The sequence below is a fragment of the Paenibacillus sp. cl123 genome (genome assembly GCF_900101595.1).
Lineage (GTDB): Bacteria > Bacillota > Bacilli > Paenibacillales > NBRC-103111 > Paenibacillus_G.
Genome location: NZ_FMYY01000028.1, coordinates 60,255 through 82,815, shown reverse-complemented (window position 1 = coordinate 82,815; position 22,561 = coordinate 60,255). Strand labels below are relative to the sequence as shown.

The 22,561-nt window shown below is 53.7% G+C and carries 16 protein-coding genes; 1 reads left to right on the top strand and 15 read right to left on the bottom strand.

Annotated elements, in window-relative coordinates; all coding sequences use genetic code 11:
* From BLR08_RS27445 to BLR08_RS27375, 15 genes are all read right to left on the bottom strand, one after another.
* On the bottom strand, positions 1–349 hold a 349-nt coding region (locus tag BLR08_RS27445), incomplete at its 3' end, for a transposase (protein ID WP_256328370.1).
* Between the two features lie 114 nt (positions 350–463).
* On the bottom strand, positions 464–2,674 hold the full coding sequence (locus BLR08_RS27440; RefSeq protein WP_072331824.1) for a helix-turn-helix domain-containing protein: 2,211 nt from the start codon (positions 2,672–2,674) through the stop codon (positions 464–466).
* A gap of 308 nt (positions 2,675–2,982) precedes the next feature.
* Positions 2,983–6,096, bottom strand: coding sequence for a glycosyl hydrolase (locus BLR08_RS27435; RefSeq protein ID WP_083537217.1), 3,114 nt, complete (start codon positions 6,094–6,096; stop codon positions 2,983–2,985).
* Positions 6,097–6,125: 29 nt separating this feature from the next.
* Positions 6,126–7,139: a M14 family zinc carboxypeptidase gene (locus BLR08_RS27430; protein WP_072331821.1), complete on the bottom strand. Its 1,014-nt coding sequence runs from the start codon at positions 7,137–7,139 to the stop codon at positions 6,126–6,128.
* A 246-nt stretch (positions 7,140–7,385) separates the two neighbouring features.
* A complete protein-coding gene (locus tag BLR08_RS27425) occupies positions 7,386–8,252 on the bottom strand; it encodes a carbohydrate ABC transporter permease (protein ID WP_072331818.1) in 867 nt (288 codons plus the stop codon).
* A 16-nt stretch (positions 8,253–8,268) separates the two neighbouring features.
* Positions 8,269–9,177, bottom strand: a complete 909-nt coding sequence (locus tag BLR08_RS27420) for an ABC transporter permease (protein WP_256257668.1) — start codon at positions 9,175–9,177, stop codon at positions 8,269–8,271.
* Positions 9,178–9,246: 69 nt separating this feature from the next.
* Positions 9,247–10,620: an extracellular solute-binding protein gene (locus tag BLR08_RS27415; RefSeq protein WP_072331810.1), complete on the bottom strand. Its 1,374-nt coding sequence runs from the start codon at positions 10,618–10,620 to the stop codon at positions 9,247–9,249.
* Between the two features lie 500 nt (positions 10,621–11,120).
* On the bottom strand, positions 11,121–12,494 hold the full coding sequence (locus BLR08_RS27410; RefSeq protein ID WP_072331807.1) for an extracellular solute-binding protein: 1,374 nt from the start codon (positions 12,492–12,494) through the stop codon (positions 11,121–11,123).
* A 189-nt stretch (positions 12,495–12,683) separates the two neighbouring features.
* Positions 12,684–13,682 carry a hydroxyacid dehydrogenase gene (locus BLR08_RS27405; RefSeq protein WP_072331804.1) on the bottom strand — a complete coding sequence of 333 codons (999 nt, stop codon included), beginning with the start codon at positions 13,680–13,682 and terminating at the stop codon, positions 12,684–12,686.
* On the bottom strand, positions 13,679–14,734 hold the full coding sequence (locus tag BLR08_RS27400; RefSeq protein ID WP_072331801.1) for a dienelactone hydrolase family protein: 1,056 nt from the start codon (positions 14,732–14,734) through the stop codon (positions 13,679–13,681). The genes BLR08_RS27405 and BLR08_RS27400 overlap by 4 nt, the downstream gene beginning before the upstream one ends.
* A gap of 424 nt (positions 14,735–15,158) precedes the next feature.
* A complete protein-coding gene (locus BLR08_RS27395; RefSeq protein ID WP_072331799.1) occupies positions 15,159–16,073 on the bottom strand; it encodes a response regulator in 915 nt (304 codons plus the stop codon).
* Positions 16,074–16,147: 74 nt separating this feature from the next.
* On the bottom strand, positions 16,148–17,971 hold the full coding sequence (locus tag BLR08_RS27390; protein ID WP_072331796.1) for a cache domain-containing sensor histidine kinase: 1,824 nt from the start codon (positions 17,969–17,971) through the stop codon (positions 16,148–16,150).
* A gap of 138 nt (positions 17,972–18,109) precedes the next feature.
* Positions 18,110–18,895, bottom strand: coding sequence for a carbohydrate ABC transporter permease (locus tag BLR08_RS27385; RefSeq protein WP_072331913.1), 786 nt, complete (start codon positions 18,893–18,895; stop codon positions 18,110–18,112).
* Between the two features lie 140 nt (positions 18,896–19,035).
* The gene (locus tag BLR08_RS27380) at positions 19,036–19,905 is read right to left on the bottom strand and encodes a carbohydrate ABC transporter permease (protein ID WP_072331793.1); all 870 of its coding nucleotides are present in this window, start codon (positions 19,903–19,905) and stop codon (positions 19,036–19,038) included.
* Between the two features lie 74 nt (positions 19,906–19,979).
* Complete coding sequence (locus BLR08_RS27375) at positions 19,980–21,317, bottom strand: ABC transporter substrate-binding protein (RefSeq protein ID WP_072331790.1); 1,338 nt, start codon at positions 21,315–21,317, stop codon at positions 19,980–19,982.
* Positions 21,318–21,561: 244 nt separating this feature from the next.
* Here BLR08_RS27375 and glsA point away from each other — a divergent pair, with 244 nt between their 5' ends.
* On the top strand, positions 21,562–22,512 hold the full coding sequence (glsA, locus tag BLR08_RS27370; RefSeq protein ID WP_072331786.1) for a glutaminase A: 951 nt from the start codon (positions 21,562–21,564) through the stop codon (positions 22,510–22,512).
* Positions 22,513–22,561 lie beyond the last annotated feature (49 nt).

Genomic DNA, 22,561 nt, shown 5'->3' with positions numbered 1-22,561 from the left:
AAACACCATAATATCGGATGGTTTTGAAATTTTCATCAGGAATATGACGAATAACCCGAGCAATAAACTCCTCTACGGTCACTTTTTCTATTTTCTCTTCTCCACTGGTTTTATCGTGGTAGCTGAATACTACAAACTCACCGTCGTATTCTCTTATCCTTTTTAATGCTATAGCGGGTCGTTTCATGTATCGTCCGATGTAACCCAATTGTTCCTTCACATTCCCTTTTTGCTTTGGAGCATGCACATAGAAACCTTCTCCATTTGCTGAATAGGCTTTCTGCAATCTTGCCTGTACTTGTCTTTTTTCTTCCTCGCTCAAGCTCGCTCTCGCTTTTTCACTCCACACCCACTTCCTCACAGCTTCTGTAGCCGCGTACTTCCACCTCTTTCTTCCCTCTCCGCCTTTATGCCGCTACCGTTCGAACGCTAGTCGCGCCCTTCCACCTCTAGTGCAGCCGGCCTAAGAGTCGAGCCGCTTCCTGTACTCGCTGGGCGTTAGCCCCTTATATTTTTTGAACATCCGGTTAAACGACGTAATGTTCTGATACCCGACGGCTTTGGCGGCGTCGTGAATTTTGATCCGGCTATCGCCCAGAAGCTCGGTCGCCTTCTCAATCCGGGTTTCGTTGATGTAATCTACAATATTTTTGCCGGTTTTGCTCTTGAAATAAGTGGACAAGTATCCGCTGCTCATCTTGAGCTTCTCAGCCAATACGTCCAGATAGATTTCTTCCGTCAAGTGTTCGTTGATGTACTCCATCACAAACGTCGTCACCGGATATTTTTCCTCTTTCTTATCCTGCACGGCCTCCGCGGTCGCCGTCACCCACCCCAGCAGAAGCTCCTCCAGCTCCTGTGCCGTATTGCACCGCTGAATTTTCTCTTCCGCTCCCTCCAGAATAACCTCCAGACGTTCCGGCTCAACCTGGAAAGGAAGCGTCGCGCTGCGGATCTTGCCGACGAAAGATTCGGCAAACCGCTGCAGCATGGCGGCAGTCAGATTTTTACCATGCCATCGGGTAAACAAACGCTCCATCAGCGCCGTCAGCTGCGCCGCATTGCCCTCTTTCAAATTCGCTTCAAATTCCTTGTCCTGATCCGGCGAAAAGCCAACCGCCGTCTGCTTGGCGGCACGCTCGGTAATGATCTGCGTTTCGTTGATCAATTGCCGTTCCCCCACCAAATCCTGAACTTCCTCGTAAGCAGCGGTTAAGTCGGACGAATCCGTATACGCCGAGCTGACGGCAATCGTGACGATACCGTATTCCCGGTCATGATCAAGCACATGTTTCATCTGAAGAAGCAGTTCGTCCAGCTCGGCTCTCTCCCGAATAAAAATCAGGCTCAGGATTTGATCGCGTTCCATCTGGAATGTCAGCGAGTCCGGATACGCGGGATTTAGCTTGCTGTCGATAAACGTTTTTATATAATACAGCCATTTCTGAAACAACGCCTGCATGCTTTCATCCGTTTGGAACGGTTTGATTTGATAAAGCACAAACACAAAGGTCTTATTCGTAAAATCCAGGTTAATGCTGTCCTGATCGTTGCTGCGGATAGCCTTCAAGCGGTTGATGAACGACAACTGCTGGCGTATCAGCTGATTGACGTGAATCTCGTCGCTTATGATATTAAACTCCTTGATGCTCGACCTGTGAGGCGCCTTGTCGTTCCTGTGGCGGATCGATTCAATCATCTTTTTGAGCGGATTGTTAATTTGCGCGGAGAACAGGAAAGCGAACACGATACTGAGCGTGATCGCCGCTACAACTGCGCCGATCAGCGTAATATTCAAGCGGGTCTGGCTGGCAATCTGCTCTACCGGAACACGGTACACATAGCTGAAGCCGGTGCCCTGACCTTGTTTCACAAAATAATACTTCTCATCGCGGATAAACGCATCCCCGTTTTCATTCGCGCGCAGCTCTTCGTAAGAGAGAAAGGGCTCCCGGTTCGCGCTCTTGTAGATCGTCTGTCCCTGATCGTCGTATACGATAAAATCATCGTAAAGACTTTGATGAAAGGCTTGATACATTTTGTCGAGATCGAGAAAAACGGCCATATATATATTCGGGCTGTTGCTGTTTCTGAATATGATGGGGAGCTTATCTCCCAGCTCCTGCGGACTCAGCCGGTTCGTATAATTCGTAATCGCCGTCGCCGGAAAGATCCGGACAGCGTAGGTTTCGTCGAATTGCCGCTTCCAGAACTCCAGCGGATACTCCTTGCTGGCATAGAAGACGCCAAACATCGAATCCGCGTTTGTGCTTGTGCCCCTTTCAATAATTAAGCCGTCCGGCTTGGAGTGGAACACAATGTTATCGATAAACAAAAAGGGGTTCGCCACCCAGGTTGAAATATCTTTAACGATCGTCGGCAAAATGGCAGAATTGGGACTTCTTTGATACCTTTGCACGTCATCATTGAAAAGAAACAAAAACATTTGCTTCTTAATTAGCTCGAAATGCTTCTCATAGCTGTCTCTCGTCGTTTCAAGCATAAGCGTGTTGTACTTTTCAACTTCCTTCCTGATATTTTGCTTGGATACGGAGATAGCATATACCGTAAGAGAAGCAAGCAGCACAACAATGCACAAAAAACCCGCAAGCAGCCGAATAAATAGAGAATTAGATCTGTTTTTGATGAAAGTAATCGGTTGAAGAGTTTTCATGAAACCCCCACTTTGACAATAATCTCTTATTCAGGCATCGTACTCATATCCTAACAAACGGGTCACCCCGTGTAAACCTTGTAGCGTCCGAATCCACATAAGAGAAAACTGCTGGAGCAGCCTTTTTTCATCATAAAACAAAGCCGGGCAAAAATGGAATACTTAAACGCCCCATGCTCCTCAGGTTTCTTAAAAAAAGATCAGCTTTCGAAAAAGCGCCTAACCCATCGGGCCATAGTCACAAGGACAGATAAGCTTCAAAGCCCCGTGACGCTTATGTCACGAGGCTGATCGGCCGCTTTATGCCGCTAACCGTAAATATGAATTTGTCCCATCAAACCATACGGCCGCAGCACGTAATCGTCCGTATATTCCGCTCCCTCGGGGCGGAACGACCACCAATCCTGCCAGGTGTGATTCGAGCGCGCTTCGTGCAGCGGACCAAACAAATTGCGCGGGCTGCCCGCCACCTCGATATCGATCCGGTTGACTCCCGGGACAAGCGAGTCCGTCAGCTCCACCTTGCCTGCGGACCGCCAAGGGATAGCCTTCTTATCCCGCCCGTTAATCGTCAGCTGTAACGTAACGGCCTCATACGAACCGAGCTCCATTACAATTTTCCGGCCACCCTTAACCTCCACATCCAGCTCAAAGTGATAGATCATGCTCCCGCAATAATGCGGATAGCCCTGCAAGCACCAATCGCCGAATCGGAGGCGATCCGGCTCCTTGACGAGGCGGCGGCTGCCGTCTACGGCAAAATCGCCGATCAGGAAGGCATCCTCGATTTCCATGTCATGCCTATAGTCGCAAAGGACTTCAAGTACGTTTTCGCCTGTTTGAAGCTCCGAAAGCTTAAGTTTCCCCATACTGCGATCCAGATACCATCCGTCAAGCGCCTCTTCGAGCATCCGGCCGTTTAACCGGCAGCGGAAGCGCTCCGCCTGCTCAAACACCAGAAAAGTGTCCGTTTCGGGGATATCCTTGACTTCAAACACAAAACAAAAGGCGACCGGCGTTCCGTCATGCGGATGCGGCTCATGAATCCATAAATACCGCTGCAGGTTGCCATTCATATAGACCTGCTTCATATCCAGACGCTCGCGCAGCTGACGCTGCGCCTGCCATACGCCCATCGGCTCCGACCAGGCTTCCTCGCCGATCCGGTACCGGCACCGGTCGAGCACGAGCGCGTTAGGAGCCGTCCGTGTGAAGCCGGCGACCGGACCGAGGCCGGTCGCCGGCTGCAAGTCGCCCGTTTCCGGCAGAGGCGAAGGCGCGTCCTCTTCCCCGGGCGTCAGTACATATAATTTGGAATCGGCAGCACCGAAGCTATCCCGGAATACGCTATACCCGCCGGCGGCTTCAACCTCTCTCGCGAACCTGTCTCCCGTCAGCACGTTCCACTCTTCCAGCTTGCCGCATCCCTGTATACGCACTTCCACATCAACCGCGTTATCGCGATCATTGTTAACGACAAAAACGACCGTGCAATCCGCAAGCTCCCGACGCATATACAGCAGCCGGTCCGCTTCCCTCCCGCTTCGGTCCTTCAGGCTGACGGAACGCGGCAACCGCTTCTCCAATTCCATAACAAGCTCGTATCGGCTCGCCAGACGGCGAAAGGCAGGGTGGTTCGTCAGCAACTCCAGCTCCGTAGAAGGCACCCCCTCCAGCAGGTGCGGAACATTCCCATAGGAGAGCACAATGCCTCCTGCGTTCACATAGGCAACAAGCAGCTCAAACGTCGGCCTAAGCATATTGGACAAGGATGGCAGCACCACAACCCGATAATCCGCTTGACCAACCTGCAGCCGGCTCCCTTCTACACGTCCGATTTCCTGCATGATCAGCTCATCGCCCAAGTCAAAATCGTAATGCTCGCCGAGGAGCAGCTGAACCAGCTCATGAAACTCCCGATTATACCGGTCGAGCTCCTCTGTATTTCCCGCCTTATTGCGCCACTGCGCCGCCTGAACGTCCATCCCGAGCCGCGCCCATACGGATGTTCCCGGATGAACGACCAGCACCTCTCTTACCGCATCCCCTTCGCTGAGCAGCGCTCCCAGCCGGGCGAAATAATCCTCTATCGTATGATTATGCTCCCACCAGTTCACATTGTAGTTAAAAGAAGGCGGGTAATCGCGCTTACGGCAGCCGCGCAGCGAATAGAGCGCAAGATGATGCGTCAATAAGTTGACTCCCAGCGCAAACTGCCAATCTCCGATCCACTTGCGGCCTTCGAAAGTCAGATCCCAGCCGGTCACGCCGTACGTTTCCGACAGGACTTTTTTCTTCCCGTACTGCCGGGCTACGCTGGATGCTTGCTTGACCGTCAGGCTCTCGTCCGTTTGCTCGCATAAAATATCGATGCCGGGAATATCCAGATAGCGGTAATGCGGCATAACAGCCCCGCCGAATTGAACCGCCCCTACGATACCGATCTCGCAGTAATGCCCCGTAAACAAAATGCCATTCTCCCGGCACCAGTCGCCGATTTGCTCCGTATAGGCCGAGCAGAACATTTCGGTAACGGTCCTCCAGTAATCATGCCTGATCTTGGCGGCAGGCGGACCGTGAAAGAAAAAATAAGGCAGCGTATCCCATATTTCATACCCACGCCTGGCGGCAAACGCAGCGGGCAGCAGGTCCGACCAGGCGATCCAGGTCATGTCCGGCGCATGAAGCCTTTCCTTAAATCCTCGGATGAACGGCTCATCCGTAAAAATGCCCGGCACCGTGCGGCCGAATTCCTCGCCCACAGCTTGCTTGTAACGTTCATAGGTCGTCTCGATAAACAGGCGGGCGGACTCCGGGTTCATGACATCCGTATGGGTTTCCCCGTTACACCATTCGTTGCGGGCCGCTATGCGCCGGTGCATAACCAGGTAAACCTCATTCCCGCCAAGGGGCGGGCGCCCTGCGCGAGCATCCTCCAGCTTCACACAGCTTACCAGCTCATTTCCGTTTACTTCCGCTCGGTACACGGCCAGGATGGAATCATCCGCCAGGAACTCCTGGCAGATGACAAGCTCCAGCGCTTTGGCTCGCACCGCATCGCCGCCGGCACGCGCGACCAAGCCGCCGCCCATACCCGAAGAATAGCGGTCCTCGTCGTACAGCCAGGCGTATATGCCCTCGGCCTTGGCTTTCTCAACCGACTCCTTGATCCGCTCCATAAATTCGTCGCTCAAATACGCCGTTTCCAGCCCCTCGCGGACATGCATCATGAAACCGCCCATTCCCTGCGCCTTGAAGCCCTCAATCTGCGTGTTCAATTCCGCCTGCTCCAGCTTGCCGTTCCACGACCAGAAGGGGATGGAGCGGTGTTCCACCGGAGGGCTCGCAAACATGTCTTTGAGCTGCTCGTATTCCGCCGCGCCCTTGGACACCAGCATATCGGCTAATCTTCGGCTTTTCATCCTTCAACCACCGCTTCCCGTAACCATGCCTATTTCATCGAATAACGAAACATCTCTTCAAATAATACAAAGTGGCTGTCCAGAATTTGATCCGGCGAAAATTTCGGCTCAGGCGCGTCCAGCCCCATATTGGATTCGAACGTGAAGCTCAGGCTTCCGCTGACATGATGAATCGCCGACGTCAGATTGATCGCCGGAAACGGATATTTCCCCGTATCGTCCACGATCTGCTTAATATTCGTATAAGGAATCCCGGCTCGGGCATACGCGGCATCCAGCTGCTGATTAAACGCCTCCATCCGCTCCATCGCCCAAAGCGGCAAATGATAAATTTGGGGCATATGTACGTTGTAATTCGCCCCTCCATGCAGCAGCACCGTGAAATCCGGCGCCTCTTCATCGGCAAGCCCGAGCAGCGCGCTTGTCTCACGCGCCATCGGGTTGAAGAAATTGTCATGCATCATGTTAACGCCGTCATCGTTAAAATAGGAGCCCAGGAAACCGGAGGCTTCCTTGATCGGATGAACCGCCTTGCAATCCGGCCATCTGCAGAGCGTTCCGTCCTTCCAGGTGCCTTGCATGTAATACACAAACTTCTCCTCGGGCACGTCAATCAGCGTATCGATCGGCAGCCTCGCACGCCCGTCCGGATTCATGCAAGGGATGACGAGCAGACGGAACCGGTCCGCATGCTCATACAAATAGTCGTATTTTTTCCCCCGGAAGTCTTCTCCGGTTTCCAGCACTTGAATCAGATTGGTCACAGCCGCAATCCCTTCAAGCTCTCCGCCGTGAATGCCGCCGACGATCAGCAGCACGGGTTTATTGGCATCGCTTTTATTGGCGTAATGAATCGGACTTCCCGCGCCGCAGGCGGACATATAATTCGCCTTCCGGCCAAAATCTTCCTTCTCGCCGTATTCGACATAACGGATCTCTCTACCGCCCGCCGATATGGCAAGCTTCTTAACAGTCCCCTTTTTTACGCTCGAGAAGACCTCATTGATTTCCGTCAATTTACTTTTCCAGAATGAATCAACCATGCTGCGAATCCCTCCTTCATCCTATCCGACGGTCCCATCTCGTCGACACTAGTAATCGTAGTAGCTGTGTCTCCAAATGTATATGAACTAATTGTTCAAATTCTCAACATTTTTGCTTTTAGCAAAAAAATATACCAATTTCCGCAAAATAGTCCTGTTCGGATATGATGAAACAAGACCGAGCGAGTTCGACCGGCCTTGCGGGTTAGCTTAATTCAGAGCCGGCAATCGCCTTCCGCCCGAAGATCATCCCTTGACAGAGCCCAGCATAGCGCCTTTCTCAAAATGCTTCTGAATAAAAGGATAGACGCAAAGGATAGGCAGAGTTCCAAAAAGAATGACGGCATATTTAAGCGACTCCAGCGGGACTTGCTTATTTCCCAGAGCTTCCGTTACGGTTGCGTCCGTCACCTGGCCGATGAGGACGATATTGCGAATGGTTACCTGAAGCGGATAAAGGTTGGCATTCCGGATATAGATCAGCGCCGAGAAGAAATTGCTCCAAATTTGCACGGCGTAAAATAACCCTATGGTCAGCAAAACCGGCTTGGATAACGGGAGAATAATCTTCGTCAGGATGCCAGTATCCGACAAACCGTCGATTTTGCCGGATTCCTCCAGCTCCTTGGGGATTCCCAGGAAAAAGGTGCGCATGACGACCAGATAATAGGAAGATACAAGACCCGGCAGCACCATAGCCCAAATCGTATCCAATAAACCGTAACTGCGCACGACCAGATAGGTTGGAATCATTCCGCCCGAGAACAGCATCGTAAATACGATCAGCATCATGACGCTTTTGCCGAAGATCAGATTAGTTCTCGACAAGGCATACGCCCCAATCGTCGTAAAAAACAACGAGAGCGAAGTCCCTAACACCACATACAGAAGGGTATTTCTGTAACCGATGTAAATCCGCTTATCCTGCAGCATGGTCGCATAAGCGTCAAAGTTAAAGCCTTTTGGCCATATACTGATCTGATTGGCGGTAATGAACGAAGACGAGCTCAGCGATACCGCAGCCATATGAAGAAAGGGAAATAACATGGCGCAGGAAAAGATAAGCAGCAGCAGTACGTTCACCGTATCAAATAATGAAATACGCTTGATCACAGCACATCATCCCCCTTCACCATAAGCTGGTTTCACTGTATTTACGGCTTACCTTGTTGCTGACATACACAAGAATGAATCCAATAATGCCCATCGATAAATCAATGGCTGTCCCGTAGCTGAATCCACCCTGGACTAAGCCTACCCGGTAGACGTAGGTGGAGAGGACATCCGACACATCGTAGGTAGCGGCATTCGCCAAGAGAAACACTTTCTCAAACCCGATCTCCAGGACATGGCCGATTTTCAGCAGGAACACAATAACAATCGTTGTTGCTATGCCCGGCAGCGTAACATGCCAGATTTGTCTGAACCTCCCGGCACCGTCCATTTTGGCTGCTTCATACAGCTGCGGATCGATCGTGGAGAGTGCCGCAAGAAACAGGATGGAGTCCCAGCCTGCATATTGCCATACCTCCGAGGTGACATATACGGTCCGGAACCATTCGGATTCCTGCAAAAAACTGATAGCGGGAAAGCCCATCCCTTGCAGCGTATGACTGATCCATCCCGTACTGGGCGACAACAGCATGACAACCATACTCGATACAACGACCGTAGATATGAAGTGAGGCAGGTAGCTTACGCTCTGCACAAATCGTTTGAAAATGACATTACGCACCTCATTAAGCATAAGCGCCAGCAATATGGGGGCTGGAAACCCGAACAGCAGTTTATAGGCGCTAAGGAGAAGCGTATTTTTAATGATGACAAACGCATCGGGGTTTTGAAAGAAAATTTTGTAATACTTAAGGCCGACCCATTCGCTGCCGGCAAGTCCCTTGAATAAATTGTAATCCATAAATGAAATTACAATTCCAAGCATCGGAACGTACCTGAACATCACATAATAGACCAGAACGGGCGCCAGCAGGAGCAAAAAGATGTGATCTCGCTTCAATTGCCTAACGATGGATGGCTTCAATGCTGTTCTCCTCTCTGACACGATAGGGGCTGAAGCATCGCAAGAGGATACTCAGCCCACAGCGTTTACTTATTTCTTAGCATTATTTTTCTGACGGTCGAGTCCTACTTGATACGTATCGATCAGTTTTTGCATGCCGAGCTTTTTCATCTCTTCAACGAAAGCATCATATTGACTGAGTGGCGTCTCGCCCATAATAAATTTGGCTACGGAAGTTTCGAAATACTTTTGAATTTGCTCTTCCTGCAGTTGTATGGAGCTTTTCTCTTCGGCCGTTAACGTAGGCGTGAGGAATGGCGTCGGGAAATCATATTTCTCCGCTTCCGTAAAAGAATACTGCTCGTTAGCATTGCTCAGGGATATGGAGGCTTCGAAATCCGCATACCCATAAGCACCTGTAGTCATAATCCCCAATTCCTTGCGAAGGTCATTAGGCTCTTTGAATTGAGGCAGGAACTTCCGTTTGCCGTCCACCACCGTGTACGTTTCGCCTTCTTTACCCCAGCTGAGAATATCCGTTCCTTTTTTCGAATAAATAAAGTCGAGATAACGAAGGGCCGCGTCCAGGTTTTTCGTTGTGGAGGCAACCGCGAAGCCATAATCCTCGTAGCCGGCTTTAATCATATAGGCTTTATCGCCATAGCCGAGAGGCGGCGGCATAAACTTCAGGTGAGCGCCGTTCGTGAGCTGCGAGTTCATAATTTCGATTTGCCCCAGGTACTGAATGGAAATAAACGATTTATTCGTCGTGATGAACTGGGTCCATGCCTTATAATCCATGGAAAGCCAATCCGGAGGAATCAGGCCGTCCTTATAAAATTTATTCAATATTTCAAGCATCGGCTTGAAGCCCGGTTGAAGCACGCCGTGTGTAAACTTGCCTGTTTTCGGATCCTCATAGAAGCCCGGGTAAAGCCCGAACTGCGGACCAAAAGCTCTCAAGGTTCCGACGCCGTGGCGGAAGACAAACGGATAGCTGTCCGGATACAGCTCTTTCAGCTTTTTAGACACCTGGTACATCTCTTCCCACGTCTTCGGTACCTGCAGAGAATGCTTGGCAAATATATCGTCCCGGTAGTGAAACGGCATCCGGTTCCCCGCTCCGCCGCCATCGTTAAGCACATGATACATTTCTCCGCCTGGGGACGTCATTCTTTGAGCAACTTGCGGATTAGCTTGCAAAAATGCTTTCAAATTGGGCATTTTGTCCAGATGCTTGGACAGATCAAGGAAAGCGCCTTGCGGGCCGTATTTCTTGGCGTCATACGGAAACACGGACATCAGATCCGGCATGTCGCCGGAAGCGATAGCAAGAGCGAGCGACTCGGGTCCGGTCTGCAGCTCCTGATTGATGGTAATGTTCGTTTCTTCCTTGACCCATTTCCATACCGCCCAATCCTTCTTGACCGGCCATGCAGTCGTCTGATCCGTTAATAAACGCAAGGTAGCAGGCTCAGGCTTTTTTCCGCTATCGGAAGACGATGCCGGCGCACTTGGAGCCGGGGAGCCCGCTTGAGGTTCCGAGCCTGTATTGGCGGAGCATCCGGCAACCAATGTGGAGATAACCGTTAGTGCTAACGCGCTCGTTCTTACGCTCTTTTTGTTCATCAAGTTGTGTACACCATCCCTTTTTAAATTTGTTTTCTGATCCGGGCTGCCTGTCTCGTAAAGAACTGGGGTGTATTCGGTTTCAATACGCGCCGCCTCCTGACAACGTCATCATATACGTCTTTTTGAGCGGGAGTAAATCAACAATTCTGCCTAGTGTGCAACTACTTTCAGCTTTTCTGAGAAAAATACTAACTTCTACAAAAAAGCCTATTCTCCTATACGGGTCATGACACTTCTTTTCCAGATTTTTCGCCCCGGCTCACAACATGAGGATATAAATTGTTTATCTGCAAGAAAACGCCCGGCGTACATCGCCGGGCGTTTCTGCTGCGTTATAAAAGCTCCTCCATCCGGCGGCAGAACGATTCCTCCGTCTCCAGCCCGGACCAGTACATGAACACTTCTTTAAAAAAGACATTCCATTCGCTTTCGCTCAAGCCTAATTCTCCGCCATAACGAAAACCCGGAATCAACTCCCGGAACAAAGCGAACCGTGATGGCCGATAGATGCTTTCTTCCCCCGCCCATTCCGCGGCGGCTTGCCAGGCGGGCAAGCTTAACGTTTTTTGCCGGATAACAAGCTGCGTTGAATATTGGGTGAGAAAGTCCACCAGCAAACGGGCCGCTTCCAGGTTCGGCGATTGCCGGTTCACTGCAAGTCCGATGGCGATCACATGCGTCGCGGGATGATCATAACCCGGCAGCGGCGCCACTTCAAAATTCACTTTGTATTTACGAAGATGATTAATGCCCAGATAAGTCGTAATAATCATCGACACTTTGCCCTGCCCGAGCAAGTCTTCGGCATGAAAATTAGCTTCCTGTTCATACGGCAGCGGCGGAATCCGGTTCGAGATGACATCCTTATAGAAGCGGATGCCATTCATGAGCCCTGTGCCGCACAGCTTGACGCGGCCCTCGTCATCCCTTTCGAAAGCAGCGCCGTGCTGCAGCAGTAACGCGACGCACCGGTTCCTTTGGGAGTAAGAGAAGTAAAAGCCGATCCGCTCATTTTTCTCGGCCAGCATCCCGGCTGCTTCAAACAGATCGTCCCAGCTCCAGCTGTCGTCCGGCTCGGGCAGACCGTTTTCGGTAAAATGATCGCGGTTATAGCACAGAATGGTCGGGCTGAACAAAAAAGGCTGGGCCAGCAGCCGGCCATCCGCGGTAAAAGCTTCGGACAAGAAAGGGTAAATATCGGGCCTGGGCTCAAGAGGGGTCAAATACTCCCCGCTGCCGGTTTCCACTATATTCTGAAATTCATAATCATTCAGCGTCATAACATCGATAATCCCATGATCGAGATAAGGCTTAAGCACCTCCGGATTGCTTCCGGAAGGGAGCACGACGTCCTGGACGTGAATATGCGGGTGTTTTTTATGAAAAGCGGCAAGCAGATCCTTTAGCTCCGATTCATGCAAAATGGGACTATGATGGCCAAGCTTCAGGGTGATCGTCTGCTGCTCCTGCCTGTTCACAACGACGTTGCCGATCCGCGGTTTTTTCTCGATAAGCCGCTCATCGACCAAGATGTCAAGCACTTGGCGCACGGACTTATTGCTCAGGCCAAATTGCTCGGCAAGCGTCTTCTCGGAAGGCAAGTAGCTGCCTGCCGGCTTTTCCCCCGAAACAATTTCTTCTCTAAGCTGCTTCAGCATATCTTCCTGCCGGATGCGAAATGTCTTGCGGCTGTGTTTGAATTTCATCCCGAACTCCTACCCGTATATAAAAATATGCACCAGCTATCTCCCTATATACTAAGTAGCCGTTTATGCTGTGTCAACTTAATGGTCGAGCCCGACTTCGCCGTTAAAATCCCATCGGACGGCAGGCTCAAGCCTCTTTCGACCGCTTATCGGCCATTGGCGGCAGGAACTGCTGCATGCTCCCGCCAGCTAAGCCCGTGTATGCAAAACGGACAGGTCCACTTCCCCTCGCAGCTGCTGTCCTTTCAGGAACAGCTCGATTTCCCGGATCGTATAGGCGGCAACCCGGTGAAGCCCGTTGTTCGTAGCTCCGGCAATGTGTGGGATTAACGTGACATTAGGCAGTGAACGGAACGGATGATTGACATCCGGAGGCTCGGGAAGCGTCACGTCTAGGCAGGCCCATAGGCGCCCTTTGCGCAATTCCGCTACAAGGGCATCCTCGTCGATGAGCGAGCCGCGAGCCGTATTGATCAGAATCGCATCGTCCTTCATCAGCTTCAGAGTGCGTTGATTGAACATATGATCGGTCTCCGGAATCGAAGGCGCATGAATAGAAACGACATCCGATTCGCGAAGGAGCGTATCGAACTCTACTTTATCGCCGCCCCGCTCGCGGATCGCCGCTTCGGACAAAAACGGATCATATACCAGCACGCGAACATCAAATTGCTTCAGCAAGCGGATAAAATGGCCTCCCGATAACCCGCCGCCGACGACCCCGATCGTCACCTCGTACAGCTCGCGGACATGCTCGCGCCCTTTGTCCCACTCTCCCTCCCGGGTGCTCCGGGCCAGCTGCCATATGTTTTTCAGCGATACGATGGCAAGGCCAAGCGTCGTCTCGGCCACCCCCTTCGCCAACGCATCATTGGCACTGCACACCCGGATTCCCCGCTCTGCCACATCCGTGCTTATGACGGGCTTCACCGTACCAGCCGCATGGGCGATCAGCTTCACATTCGGGCAGCGGTCCAGGAGCTCCGCATCCAGGGTTGTATTCCCCCAGGAAGTAATGACAATATCCGCGTCCTTGATCAGCTCTGCAACTTCTTCCTTCGACGGAGGACCTGACTTCGGGTTCATCCGCAAGGTGCCGAATTGCCGCAGCTGCTCCAGCTGCTCAGGCTTAAAGAACTTGTCGATCAAATCTTTCCCTTGCAGCATCACGATGTTCAAGCTGCTCATCTTCCGGTCTCCTCCTTTATCGCATGGATCAGCCAGCGGTCCAAAAATGAATAGGCCAGCTCGCGTATTTCACCCGGGAAGTCATGCCCTCCCGCACTCATATAAAACTTAAACCTGTCCTCTTCCCCCAGCCAGCCGTAGAGCCCGGATACCTCCAGCATCCCTTCGGCGACCGACTTCCAATGAGGGAAAATATGGTCAGCCTGCCCCGCATAATTGAAGAAAGGCACCGGCGCGCATAACGCGGCGATCTCGTGAAATTCGAACGGAATCCGGTCTTGCTGCAGGTCAGCCGACATTTTAGGTATATGCGTATACGGATAGCTCCGGTAGCCCCAATGCTCGGGATGCGGATCCCCGGTGAACGGGCTGAAGCCGCAGCTGGAGACGACAGCCTTAATCCGGTCATCCATGCCCGCCAGGAAATAGGAGTTGTATCCGCCGAACGAATGGCCGATCGCGCCGACGGCATGCGGATTCACAACGTCCAGCGAGCACAGCACATCCACGCTTTGCATATGGTCCGTTATATTTTTGGCGACGGTAGACCACTCCGGATGACGCTCATAAAAAAGTCCGCTATGAAAAGCCGCTCCGCCCGGCTCAATTCTCTCCCCAGCCGTCAGCGCATCCGGCGCCAGCACCACATATCCGCGCTGCACCAGCTCCAGAGCATACATCCGGTTCTTTTTGCCCTGCGGCGTAGCGATGTTGTCTTTGCCCATCTCCTGCGTCGGATGCAGAGCGAGGATAGCCGGAATTTGCTTGGAAGCCGCCCCGCTCGTCTCGGCTCCGTCCGGAATTAACAAATAAGCGGTGATCGTATCTCCATACACGGTGTCGTATTCGATATGATGCCTCGTATGGCCCGGCTCCTTGCTTTCGGAACGGACCCTCACGTTCACCGGCACCCTTGGCGGCAGCTCGCCGATATACGACAGCCAAGCCCGGCGGACGGAATCCCGTTTCTCAAGCCATTGCCCGCGGGTCTCTACCCCTTGCAGCAGCGCCGGAATCCCCTGTCGGTTCAATAGCGATAAGGTATAAGCCATCTCTACATCCCTTCCTTCTTAGGCATCGACAACCTGACTCACATCTGGTTTACATATTGAAAATTATATCTCTTGCCTTTAGCTCCGTCAACCAGATATAAATCAGATGAAAAATCAGAATGGATATGGGGTTCCAGCCGCTCTTGAAGTCGTGTCCGTTTGAATGGATGTACAGGTAATTGGAATGCGGTCGTTTTCGGGCACTAAGCGTCGCTGAGTTCCGTTAAAAATTCCGCTCCGCTGCATTTTTCCCGCTTCCGCCCCTCTCCTTTCTGCAAAGGTATGCTTGCTATGAGATCAAGCGAGGGGTACCCCTCAGGATATAAACTCTTTATCTTAAAAAAAAAGCAGCCAGGACTGTAAATGAAGTCCTGAGCTGCTTCGCCCTATCCCAATGTCTATCGTCCGCCGCAAGGACGGCCTTCTACGGCTGAGAGGCCGGAGGCCATTGCCTGCGGCCGTTGAACTGGCTTCGATACGTATTCGGCGTCATGCCGGTAAAGCGTTTGAAGATTTTAATAAAATAATTATCGTTCTCGTAGCCGACCTGCAGACCGATCTCGGATACAGGCAGAGCCGACTGCTCCAACCGGCGTTTGGCTTCCGTTATCCGCAGCTGATGCAGGTAATGGATGACATTGATGCCGGTCTTTTTCTTGAACAGCGTGCTGATGTATTTCTCATCCATCGCAACCTGCGCAGCCAGTGTCTTCAGCGATATGATGCTCCGGTAGTTTTCGGCCATATAACGGATCAGCTTGTCGACTTCCTTATGTCCGGTCCGGGCCGGAAGCGGCGCTTGGAGCCCTGCAGCCGGTCCGTCCGGTCCAGTGGCCGCGGCGCCGGACTCATCGGACGCTACGACGCCTGCCTCCGTTCCGAGCCGCTCCTCCTCGTAGCCCGACGGCTTCCCGCCTGGTCCGTCTGCGCTTGCGCTCTGACGCGCCTCATGCTTATGCCGCTTTCTCAGCTCGCTATCTACCTTGACCAGGGAGTCCATCAAGGATTGCACATTCATCGACAGCTTCAGGATATAGTTGGAAGCGCCGTACTCCATCGCCTGCCGGACATATTCAAAGTCGCTGAGGCAAGACAGCATGATAAAACGGCTGTCGATCTCATCCTCCCGGACGCGCTTGAGCACTTCCACGCCGTTCATCTTGGGCATCAGAATATCGCAAATAACCAGATCGGGGCGCTGCTGCCGGATCAGAGCCAGCGCGTCTTCGCCATTGCCCGCTTCCCCGATGACATCGAAGCCCAGACTATGCCAATCGACGATACGCCTAACCGATTCCCGTACAAATACTTCATCCTCGACAAGCAGCACGGTCCACATACGCCCCACCCCCTGATCCCGTTCATCTGCCGGCTGTCCTGATTATAGCATGAGTCAATCTCTCCCGTGCAACCTCAGTCCTCTTCACCAGGCGGCTGCACAACTGCGGCGGGAGCTTCCTCATAAGGCTTCGAGAGCAGAAGGGGCAAGTAAAACCGGACCAGCGTTCCTTGCGGCTGCGGCAGCACCTCCAGTCCCGAATTCCCCTTGAACAGCAGACCCAGCCTCTCCCGCAGATTGCTGATCCCGATACCGGGCCTGCTTCGTCCCGGCTTGCCCGCCGCTCCCGCGGCGCCGTTCTCCTCCGGCTTTATCCCTGCTCCGTCGTCCTCCACTTCCAGATACAGCCTTCCGTCCCGCGCATATACTCGTACGGTAATTATCCCCTGTCTCTCCAGCTCCATAAAGCCGTGCTGGATGCTGTTCTCCGCCAGCGGCTGCAGGCTCAGCTTCGGGATCAGCGCATACTCCAGTCCGGGCTCCGCTTCGTAACGAACGGCAAACTGCTGCCTGTACCGGAAATTTTGAATGTACATGTAGGATTCCACAAGACGCAGCTCTTCCCGCACGTGGATCAGCTCCAGCTCCGAATTCAGTCCGGCCTCCAGCAGCTTGCCCAGGCTGACGCAAATCTCCGCGATATCCGGCTGCTTCTCGCCGAGCGCCAGCCATTTGATCGTATTGAGCGTATTCAGCAGGAAATGGGGGTTCGTCTGGGACAACAGCACCTGAAAGCGGACAGCCTCTTTCTTCCTCTCCTCTTCCTTCAGCCGCTGCACCAGGTCCTCCATGTCGCCCATCATCTGATTGAACGCCCTCGTCAGCTGGAGCACCTCTCCCTGACGGTTTCCTTCCGGCAGCTTGACGCGGAATCGCTTGTCCACCGCATCCGCCATCCGGCGCTGCAGATGATGCAGCGGCTTCGTAATCGTCGAAGCGATCAGCAGCGTGATCGTAATGAAGGCCAGGGTCAACGATACCGACACGGTGAAAAATGACCGCTTCAGCCGATCCACTTCCGCATACATGATGTCCAGCGGCACCTGCTTGATCATCACCTTATCCAGCCGCGGCAGCTTGGCGTATATATTCAGATAGGAGCCCGACACGTAGTAACCCTTGTCTTCGAGCGGCGGCATGCCGGGCAGCCGGTCCCCCTGCTCGGGACGTCTCAGCTTGCTGTCGGCGAGAACGGTGCCGTCCGGGTCCAGCAGCAAATATTTCTCCTGGGAAAATTGCGTGGCCAGCCGGAACCACTCGTACACATCCACGCTCACGCGCAGGGCGGCGAAGGGTGCGTTGTTGCGGTTTTTGAGCGAGGTGGCATAGGTCAGCAGCTCCGGGCTGCGCGAGACGTCACGACTCGTATAGTTTCTCTCCCAGCTCCAGGCATACACGCCCGGCTGCTGCGTAGCCTTCACATACCACGGCTCCGCAGTCATTCGCGGGTAAGACAAGCTTTCATAGGGCTGGTAGGAGGCATAGGCATGTCCCTTATAATCGGCTATCGTGTAATAAACGGGAGACAAGCTCAGGAACAGGCTGTTCATGATGGACTTGAACTTCGTTTCGATCAGATAGACGCGCTGCAAGGCATCATACCGGTCCGGGTCCTGCAGCACGGTCGAGGCTGTATCATCCTGCTCGATCAGAATGACGGACTTGTAGGCGACATTCAGAAAGTCCTCCAGCGACTTGTTCAGCGACAGCATCTGATCGAGATTCTGGTCTGCAGTCTGCTTGCGCAGCACCGCCTCCACCCGGTTGAAGTTGTACAGGTTCAGGAACGCATGCGGCAGCAGAATCAGCAGCACGAAGGCCAGAAACAGGCGATTCTTCAGCGTCTTGGGCAGCCAGGAGGAGAGCCGTCTCTTTTCCTTCGTGAATTCCTTTTCCAACTTCCCAGCCACCCTTCTGCAGACCGTCTTCCCCTTGGGTGCAAAAGACAGCCTTCTGCCTCCAGCTTAGTACACGTCCGGCCTCCGACACAAGCCTTCTTTCTGCGCCGTCCATTGGCGGAAGCCGCCATCCGTCTTCTATCCTTTCACCGCCGTGCTGGACAAGCCTTGAATAATAAAGCGCTGACCGATCAGAAACACGACCAGCATCGGAAGGATGCCCGCCGAAGCGGCCGCCATCATCCCGTTGTAATCGACGTTAAATTCCATAATGAAGTTTTGCAGTCCGAGCGGAACTGTATACAGCTCGCGGTTGATCAGGAATACAAGCGCATTCTCGAAATCATTCCAGTGCCAGGAGAAGTCGATAATGGCGAGCGTCGCCAGCGCCGGCTTCGCAAGCGGCAGCATGATCTGCGCGAAGATGCGCAGATGGCCCGCTCCGTCGATGAACGCCGACTCGGAAATATCCTTCGGAATCGAGATAAAAAACTGCCGCATCATAAACACGCCGAAGATCGTAATCATTCCGGGCAGAATAAGCGCCCAGTGCGTATTGAAGATGCCCAGCCATTTGAACATGATGAACTTCGGCACGAACAGCACCTGCGGCGGAATCATCATCATCGCGATATAGAGCAGGAACAGAGTGTCTCTGCCCCTGAACTCCACCTTGGTAAAGCCGTAGGCCGCCAGCGCGGACAGGAACGTCGCTCCCGCCATGCTGATCAGCGATACCTTAAGCGAATTCAGGTAATACGGCACGAAGCTGCTCGTCCCCGTCCATATCTTGATATGATGCTCCCATACGGGCTGAGCGGGAATCCAGGCGATCGGGTATTCGAACACCTCGGACGGCGTCTTGAACGATGTCGAGATCATCCAGATGAACGGCAGCACCATCAGCACCGCAAAGAACAGCATGATCAGCGTAACCGCCAGCTTCCCCAGCCGCTGCCAGACCTGCTTTTTGACGGCGGCGGCTGCGGGATTGCGGCGCGGGGCTGCGGCATAATCGGCGTTGGCATTCATGGCTCATGACCTCCTTATATCCGTGTTGACCATCAGTAATGCACCCATTTCTTCTGTCCGACCCACTGGATGCCCGTGATGATCAGAATGACGGCGAACAATGCCCAGGATACGGTGGACGCATAGCCCATCTCATAGTACCGGAAAGCCGTCTTGTACACGTACAGCGACAAGATCAGCGAGCTGCTGCCGGGACCTCCCTGCGTCAGCGCCTCGATGATGCCGAACGTCTTGATCGTCATGATGAGTCCGGTCACGACCAGCATGAATGTCGTCGGGCTGACGAGCGGAAGCATGATACGCAGCACGGTCTGTCTGACCGAAGCGCCGTCAATCTTGGCCGCCTCCAGCAGCTCCGGCGATATTTCCTGCAGCGCCGCGAGATAGATGATCATATTGTAGCCGAGCATAAACCAGATCCAGATGATATCGACCGCCAGCATGACGGAATCCGGCGAGGTTAGCCAGCCCGGAGGATTTGCGATGCCAAGGTTCATGAGCAGGCTGTTGATCGGCCCGAGCTTCGGCTGGAACAGCAGCATCCAGACGAAGGCGACAGCCACGCCGCTCGTAATGTAGGGCATGAAATAAAGCGCGCGAAGCAGCGTCTTCACGTATACCGAGCGGTTCAGGATAACGGCGACGATGAACGCCAGCGCGACCGATACCGGCACGCTCGCCAGGAAGAGCACCGTATTTTGGAGCGACACATAGAACAGCTCGTCGCTGAACAGCCGCTTAATATTATCGAAGCCTACGAAGTGAAAGGTTGGGCTTGTAAATTGCCAGTCGGTAAACATCAAAACCGCGGAGAATAACGCCGGGATGATAAAAAACAGGAGCACGCCGATCAGATTCGGCATAATAAACGCATATCCGATCCATAGCTGCCTTTTGCGCATTGCAAGTCCGCTCCAATCCGGACCGGCGGTCCGGGAGAGACGCCGCTCTTATACGGCGCTCCCCCTCCCTCCGGTTATTTTTTGTTTTGCTTCAGGAAATCATTATGGCGCTTCGCCATCGACTCCAGAGCCGCCTTGACATCCTTCTTGCCGGTGAAGAAGTTCTCATATTCTTCCATACGCAGATCCAGTACCTGCTTCGGCAGTGCGCGGGTGTATTTGACGGAGCTGTTGAACAGCACTTTCTTAAGCGATTCCTGATCATAAGTCGCGGCATTTTCGCCCAGCAGCAGCTTCAGCGTCTCGTCCGCATTGACAGCCTTGGAGGCCGGGAATCTGCCGCCCGGAACCATCGGCAGCATGCCGCCGTCCGCATACCACTTCAGGAATTCCCATGCCGCCTCCTTATGCTTGGACTGCGCGTTGACCGATATCGCATCCCCCGTCCCGCCGCGGGTAATGAAATCCCCTGCCTGCTCCGCCAGTCTCGGAACCGGCGCGAAAGCGATCTTGAACGTTCTCGGATTATCCTTCATATTGTTGGAGCTGCGGAAGATCCAGGTGCCGGCATTCAGCATCGCCGCCTCGCCCTTCAGGAAAACCGTGTCCACCGGCATCTTCGAGGTCACCTGCTCCGCGTAAGGAACCGTCGTCCGGCCGTCCTGCATCATAGCCTTCAGTGTTTCCATCCACTGACCGTACAGCGCATGATCCAGATTGGAGGTGCCGTCAGCCTTCGTGTAGCCGAACTTGGTCGATACGGAATCCAGCGGGTCCGGGAAAGGCTCCAGATGCTGTACGAGCCCGTAGCGCTTGTCGCTTTTCAGCTTTTCGGCATATGTTTTCATCTCTTGCCAGGTCCAGGCTTCCGGCACCTTCAGCCCCGCCTGATCGAGCAGATCCTTGTTGAACCAGACGAAAAATTGGCTTTTGCTCGTAGGCATCGCGTAATATTTGTCATTGACCTTCCATTCCTTGGCGCCGTCGATCTTCTCGTCAATGTTGTAATCCTTGAAGGTGCCCAGATCAAGCGCAAATCCTGCGTCGATGCGCCGCTGAAGCTGAGTCTGCGAATAGTTGACGAACAGGTCCACGCCCTGCTGGGTTGCCAGCGCGGTGTCGAGCTTCATATTGCCGGCGTCGTCGTTGACGAAGCGCTCGTATTTGACCTGCACATCCGGATTTTTCGCGTTCCAGGCGTCGACGACAGCTTGCGGCCCCGACTCCGCCGGCACGCCGCCCCACATCGTCAGCGTAATCTTCTCCGCAGGCTTGGCCGCAGACGGGCTGGCCCCGCTTCCCGGCTTGGCCGCCGCGCCTCCATCGGTTGTTGCCGTTCCCGTCGAACAACCTGCCGCCGTCACACATACCGCGACTGCGGTCAGTACCGACATGGTCTTTTTCTTTATCATGGTAGAGTCCCCTCCGTTTGCTATACTTGGTTTTCCCTTGCCCCTTCAATATAACACCCGTCCTGCGAGCCGGTAATGAACGATTTCCTGGGAAGGATGGAACGATGTCGTGAAGTTGGGGGGACGCCGATAGAACGATTTCTTCTTGCGGCACTTGGCAATTTCGGGCCACCGGGGGTATGCTAGGGAAGTAAAGCACGGATACGTGGACGGGTTATGCACCCGCAAGGAGGATATACGAGCGATGACGATAACCAACGAATGGGACTTTTTGTCCGAACGGCTTCCTGGCTGGCTGGAGGACAGCCGGCGCCAGGCAACGCACGGCTCCCCCGCCAGCTATATTCCCGAGCTGGCCCACGCCCCGGCCGATGCGCTCGGTATTACGGTGGCGGCCGCGAACGGACGGGAGCTTACCTTGGGCGACTGCGGGCTGTCCTTCACACTGCAGAGCATATCCAAGGTATTCACGCTTCTGCTTGCCCTGATAGATCAGGGCGAGGAAGGCGTATTCCGCAAGGTCGGCATGGAGCCGACGGGCGACGACTTTAATTCCATGCTGAAGCTGGAGCTGGTCGAGCCCGGCATCCCTTTCAACCCGCTGATCAACGCCGGAGCCATCGCCGTGTCCTCGCTCATTCGCGGGCAGACGCCTGCGGAGAAGACGGAGCGCGTTCTGGCATTCTTTCGCGAGCTGACCGGCGACAAGGACCTGTCATACAATGAGCAGGTGCGCGCCTCTGAAGCGGCTACCGCCCACCGGAACCGGTCGCTTGCTTATTTCCTGAAGGACAACCGGGTGCTGGAGGAGAATGTGGAGGTCGAGGACGTGCTGGACGTGTACTTCCGGCACTGCTCGATCGAGGCGACCTGCCGACATGTCGCCCGGCTTGCGCTCGTGCTGGCCTTAAACGGCCAAGACCCGGACACCGGCCGCGTGCTGGTGCCTCGCCGCTATGTGCAGATTGCCAAAAGCTTTATGATCACCTGCGGCATGTACAACGCATCCGGCGAATTCGCCATCAAGGTCGGCCTGCCGGCCAAAAGCGGCGTAGCGGGCGGCATCCTGGCGCTCGTTCCCGGCCGCTACGGCATCGGCGTCGTTGGGCCGGCGCTGAACGACAAGGGCAACAGCGTCGCCGGGGTGCATCTGCTGCAGACGATGTCGGAGGCTTGCGATTGGAGTATTTTCTAGAGTTCTTGGCTTGGCCGTTCCGCTTCGCAAATAAAGCCATCCTTCGCCC

Excerpts from the sequence above, each read along its gene's own strand:
- BLR08_RS27440 (WP_072331824.1), bottom strand. The coding sequence starts at position 2,674 with ATGAAAACTCTTCAACCGATTACTTTCATCAAAAACAGATCTAATTCT.
- BLR08_RS27435 (WP_083537217.1), bottom strand. The coding sequence starts at position 6,096 with ATGAAAAGCCGAAGATTAGCCGATATGCTGGTGTCCAAGGGCGCGGCG.
- BLR08_RS27430 (WP_072331821.1), bottom strand. The coding sequence starts at position 7,139 with ATGGTTGATTCATTCTGGAAAAGTAAATTGACGGAAATCAATGAGGTC.
- BLR08_RS27410 (WP_072331807.1), bottom strand. The coding sequence starts at position 12,494 with ATGAAATTCAAACACAGCCGCAAGACATTTCGCATCCGGCAGGAAGAT.
- BLR08_RS27405 (WP_072331804.1), bottom strand. The coding sequence starts at position 13,682 with ATGAGCAGCTTGAACATCGTGATGCTGCAAGGGAAAGATTTGATCGAC.
- BLR08_RS27400 (WP_072331801.1), bottom strand. The coding sequence starts at position 14,734 with ATGGCTTATACCTTATCGCTATTGAACCGACAGGGGATTCCGGCGCTG.
- BLR08_RS27395 (WP_072331799.1), bottom strand. The coding sequence starts at position 16,073 with ATGTGGACCGTGCTGCTTGTCGAGGATGAAGTATTTGTACGGGAATCG.
- BLR08_RS27385 (WP_072331913.1), bottom strand. The coding sequence starts at position 18,895 with ATGCTGTTCTTTGCGGTGCTGATGGTGCTGCCGTTCATCTGGATGATC.
- BLR08_RS27380 (WP_072331793.1), bottom strand. The coding sequence starts at position 19,905 with ATGCGCAAAAGGCAGCTATGGATCGGATATGCGTTTATTATGCCGAAT.
- BLR08_RS27375 (WP_072331790.1), bottom strand. The coding sequence starts at position 21,317 with ATGATAAAGAAAAAGACCATGTCGGTACTGACCGCAGTCGCGGTATGT.
- glsA (WP_072331786.1), top strand. The coding sequence starts at position 21,562 with ATGACGATAACCAACGAATGGGACTTTTTGTCCGAACGGCTTCCTGGC.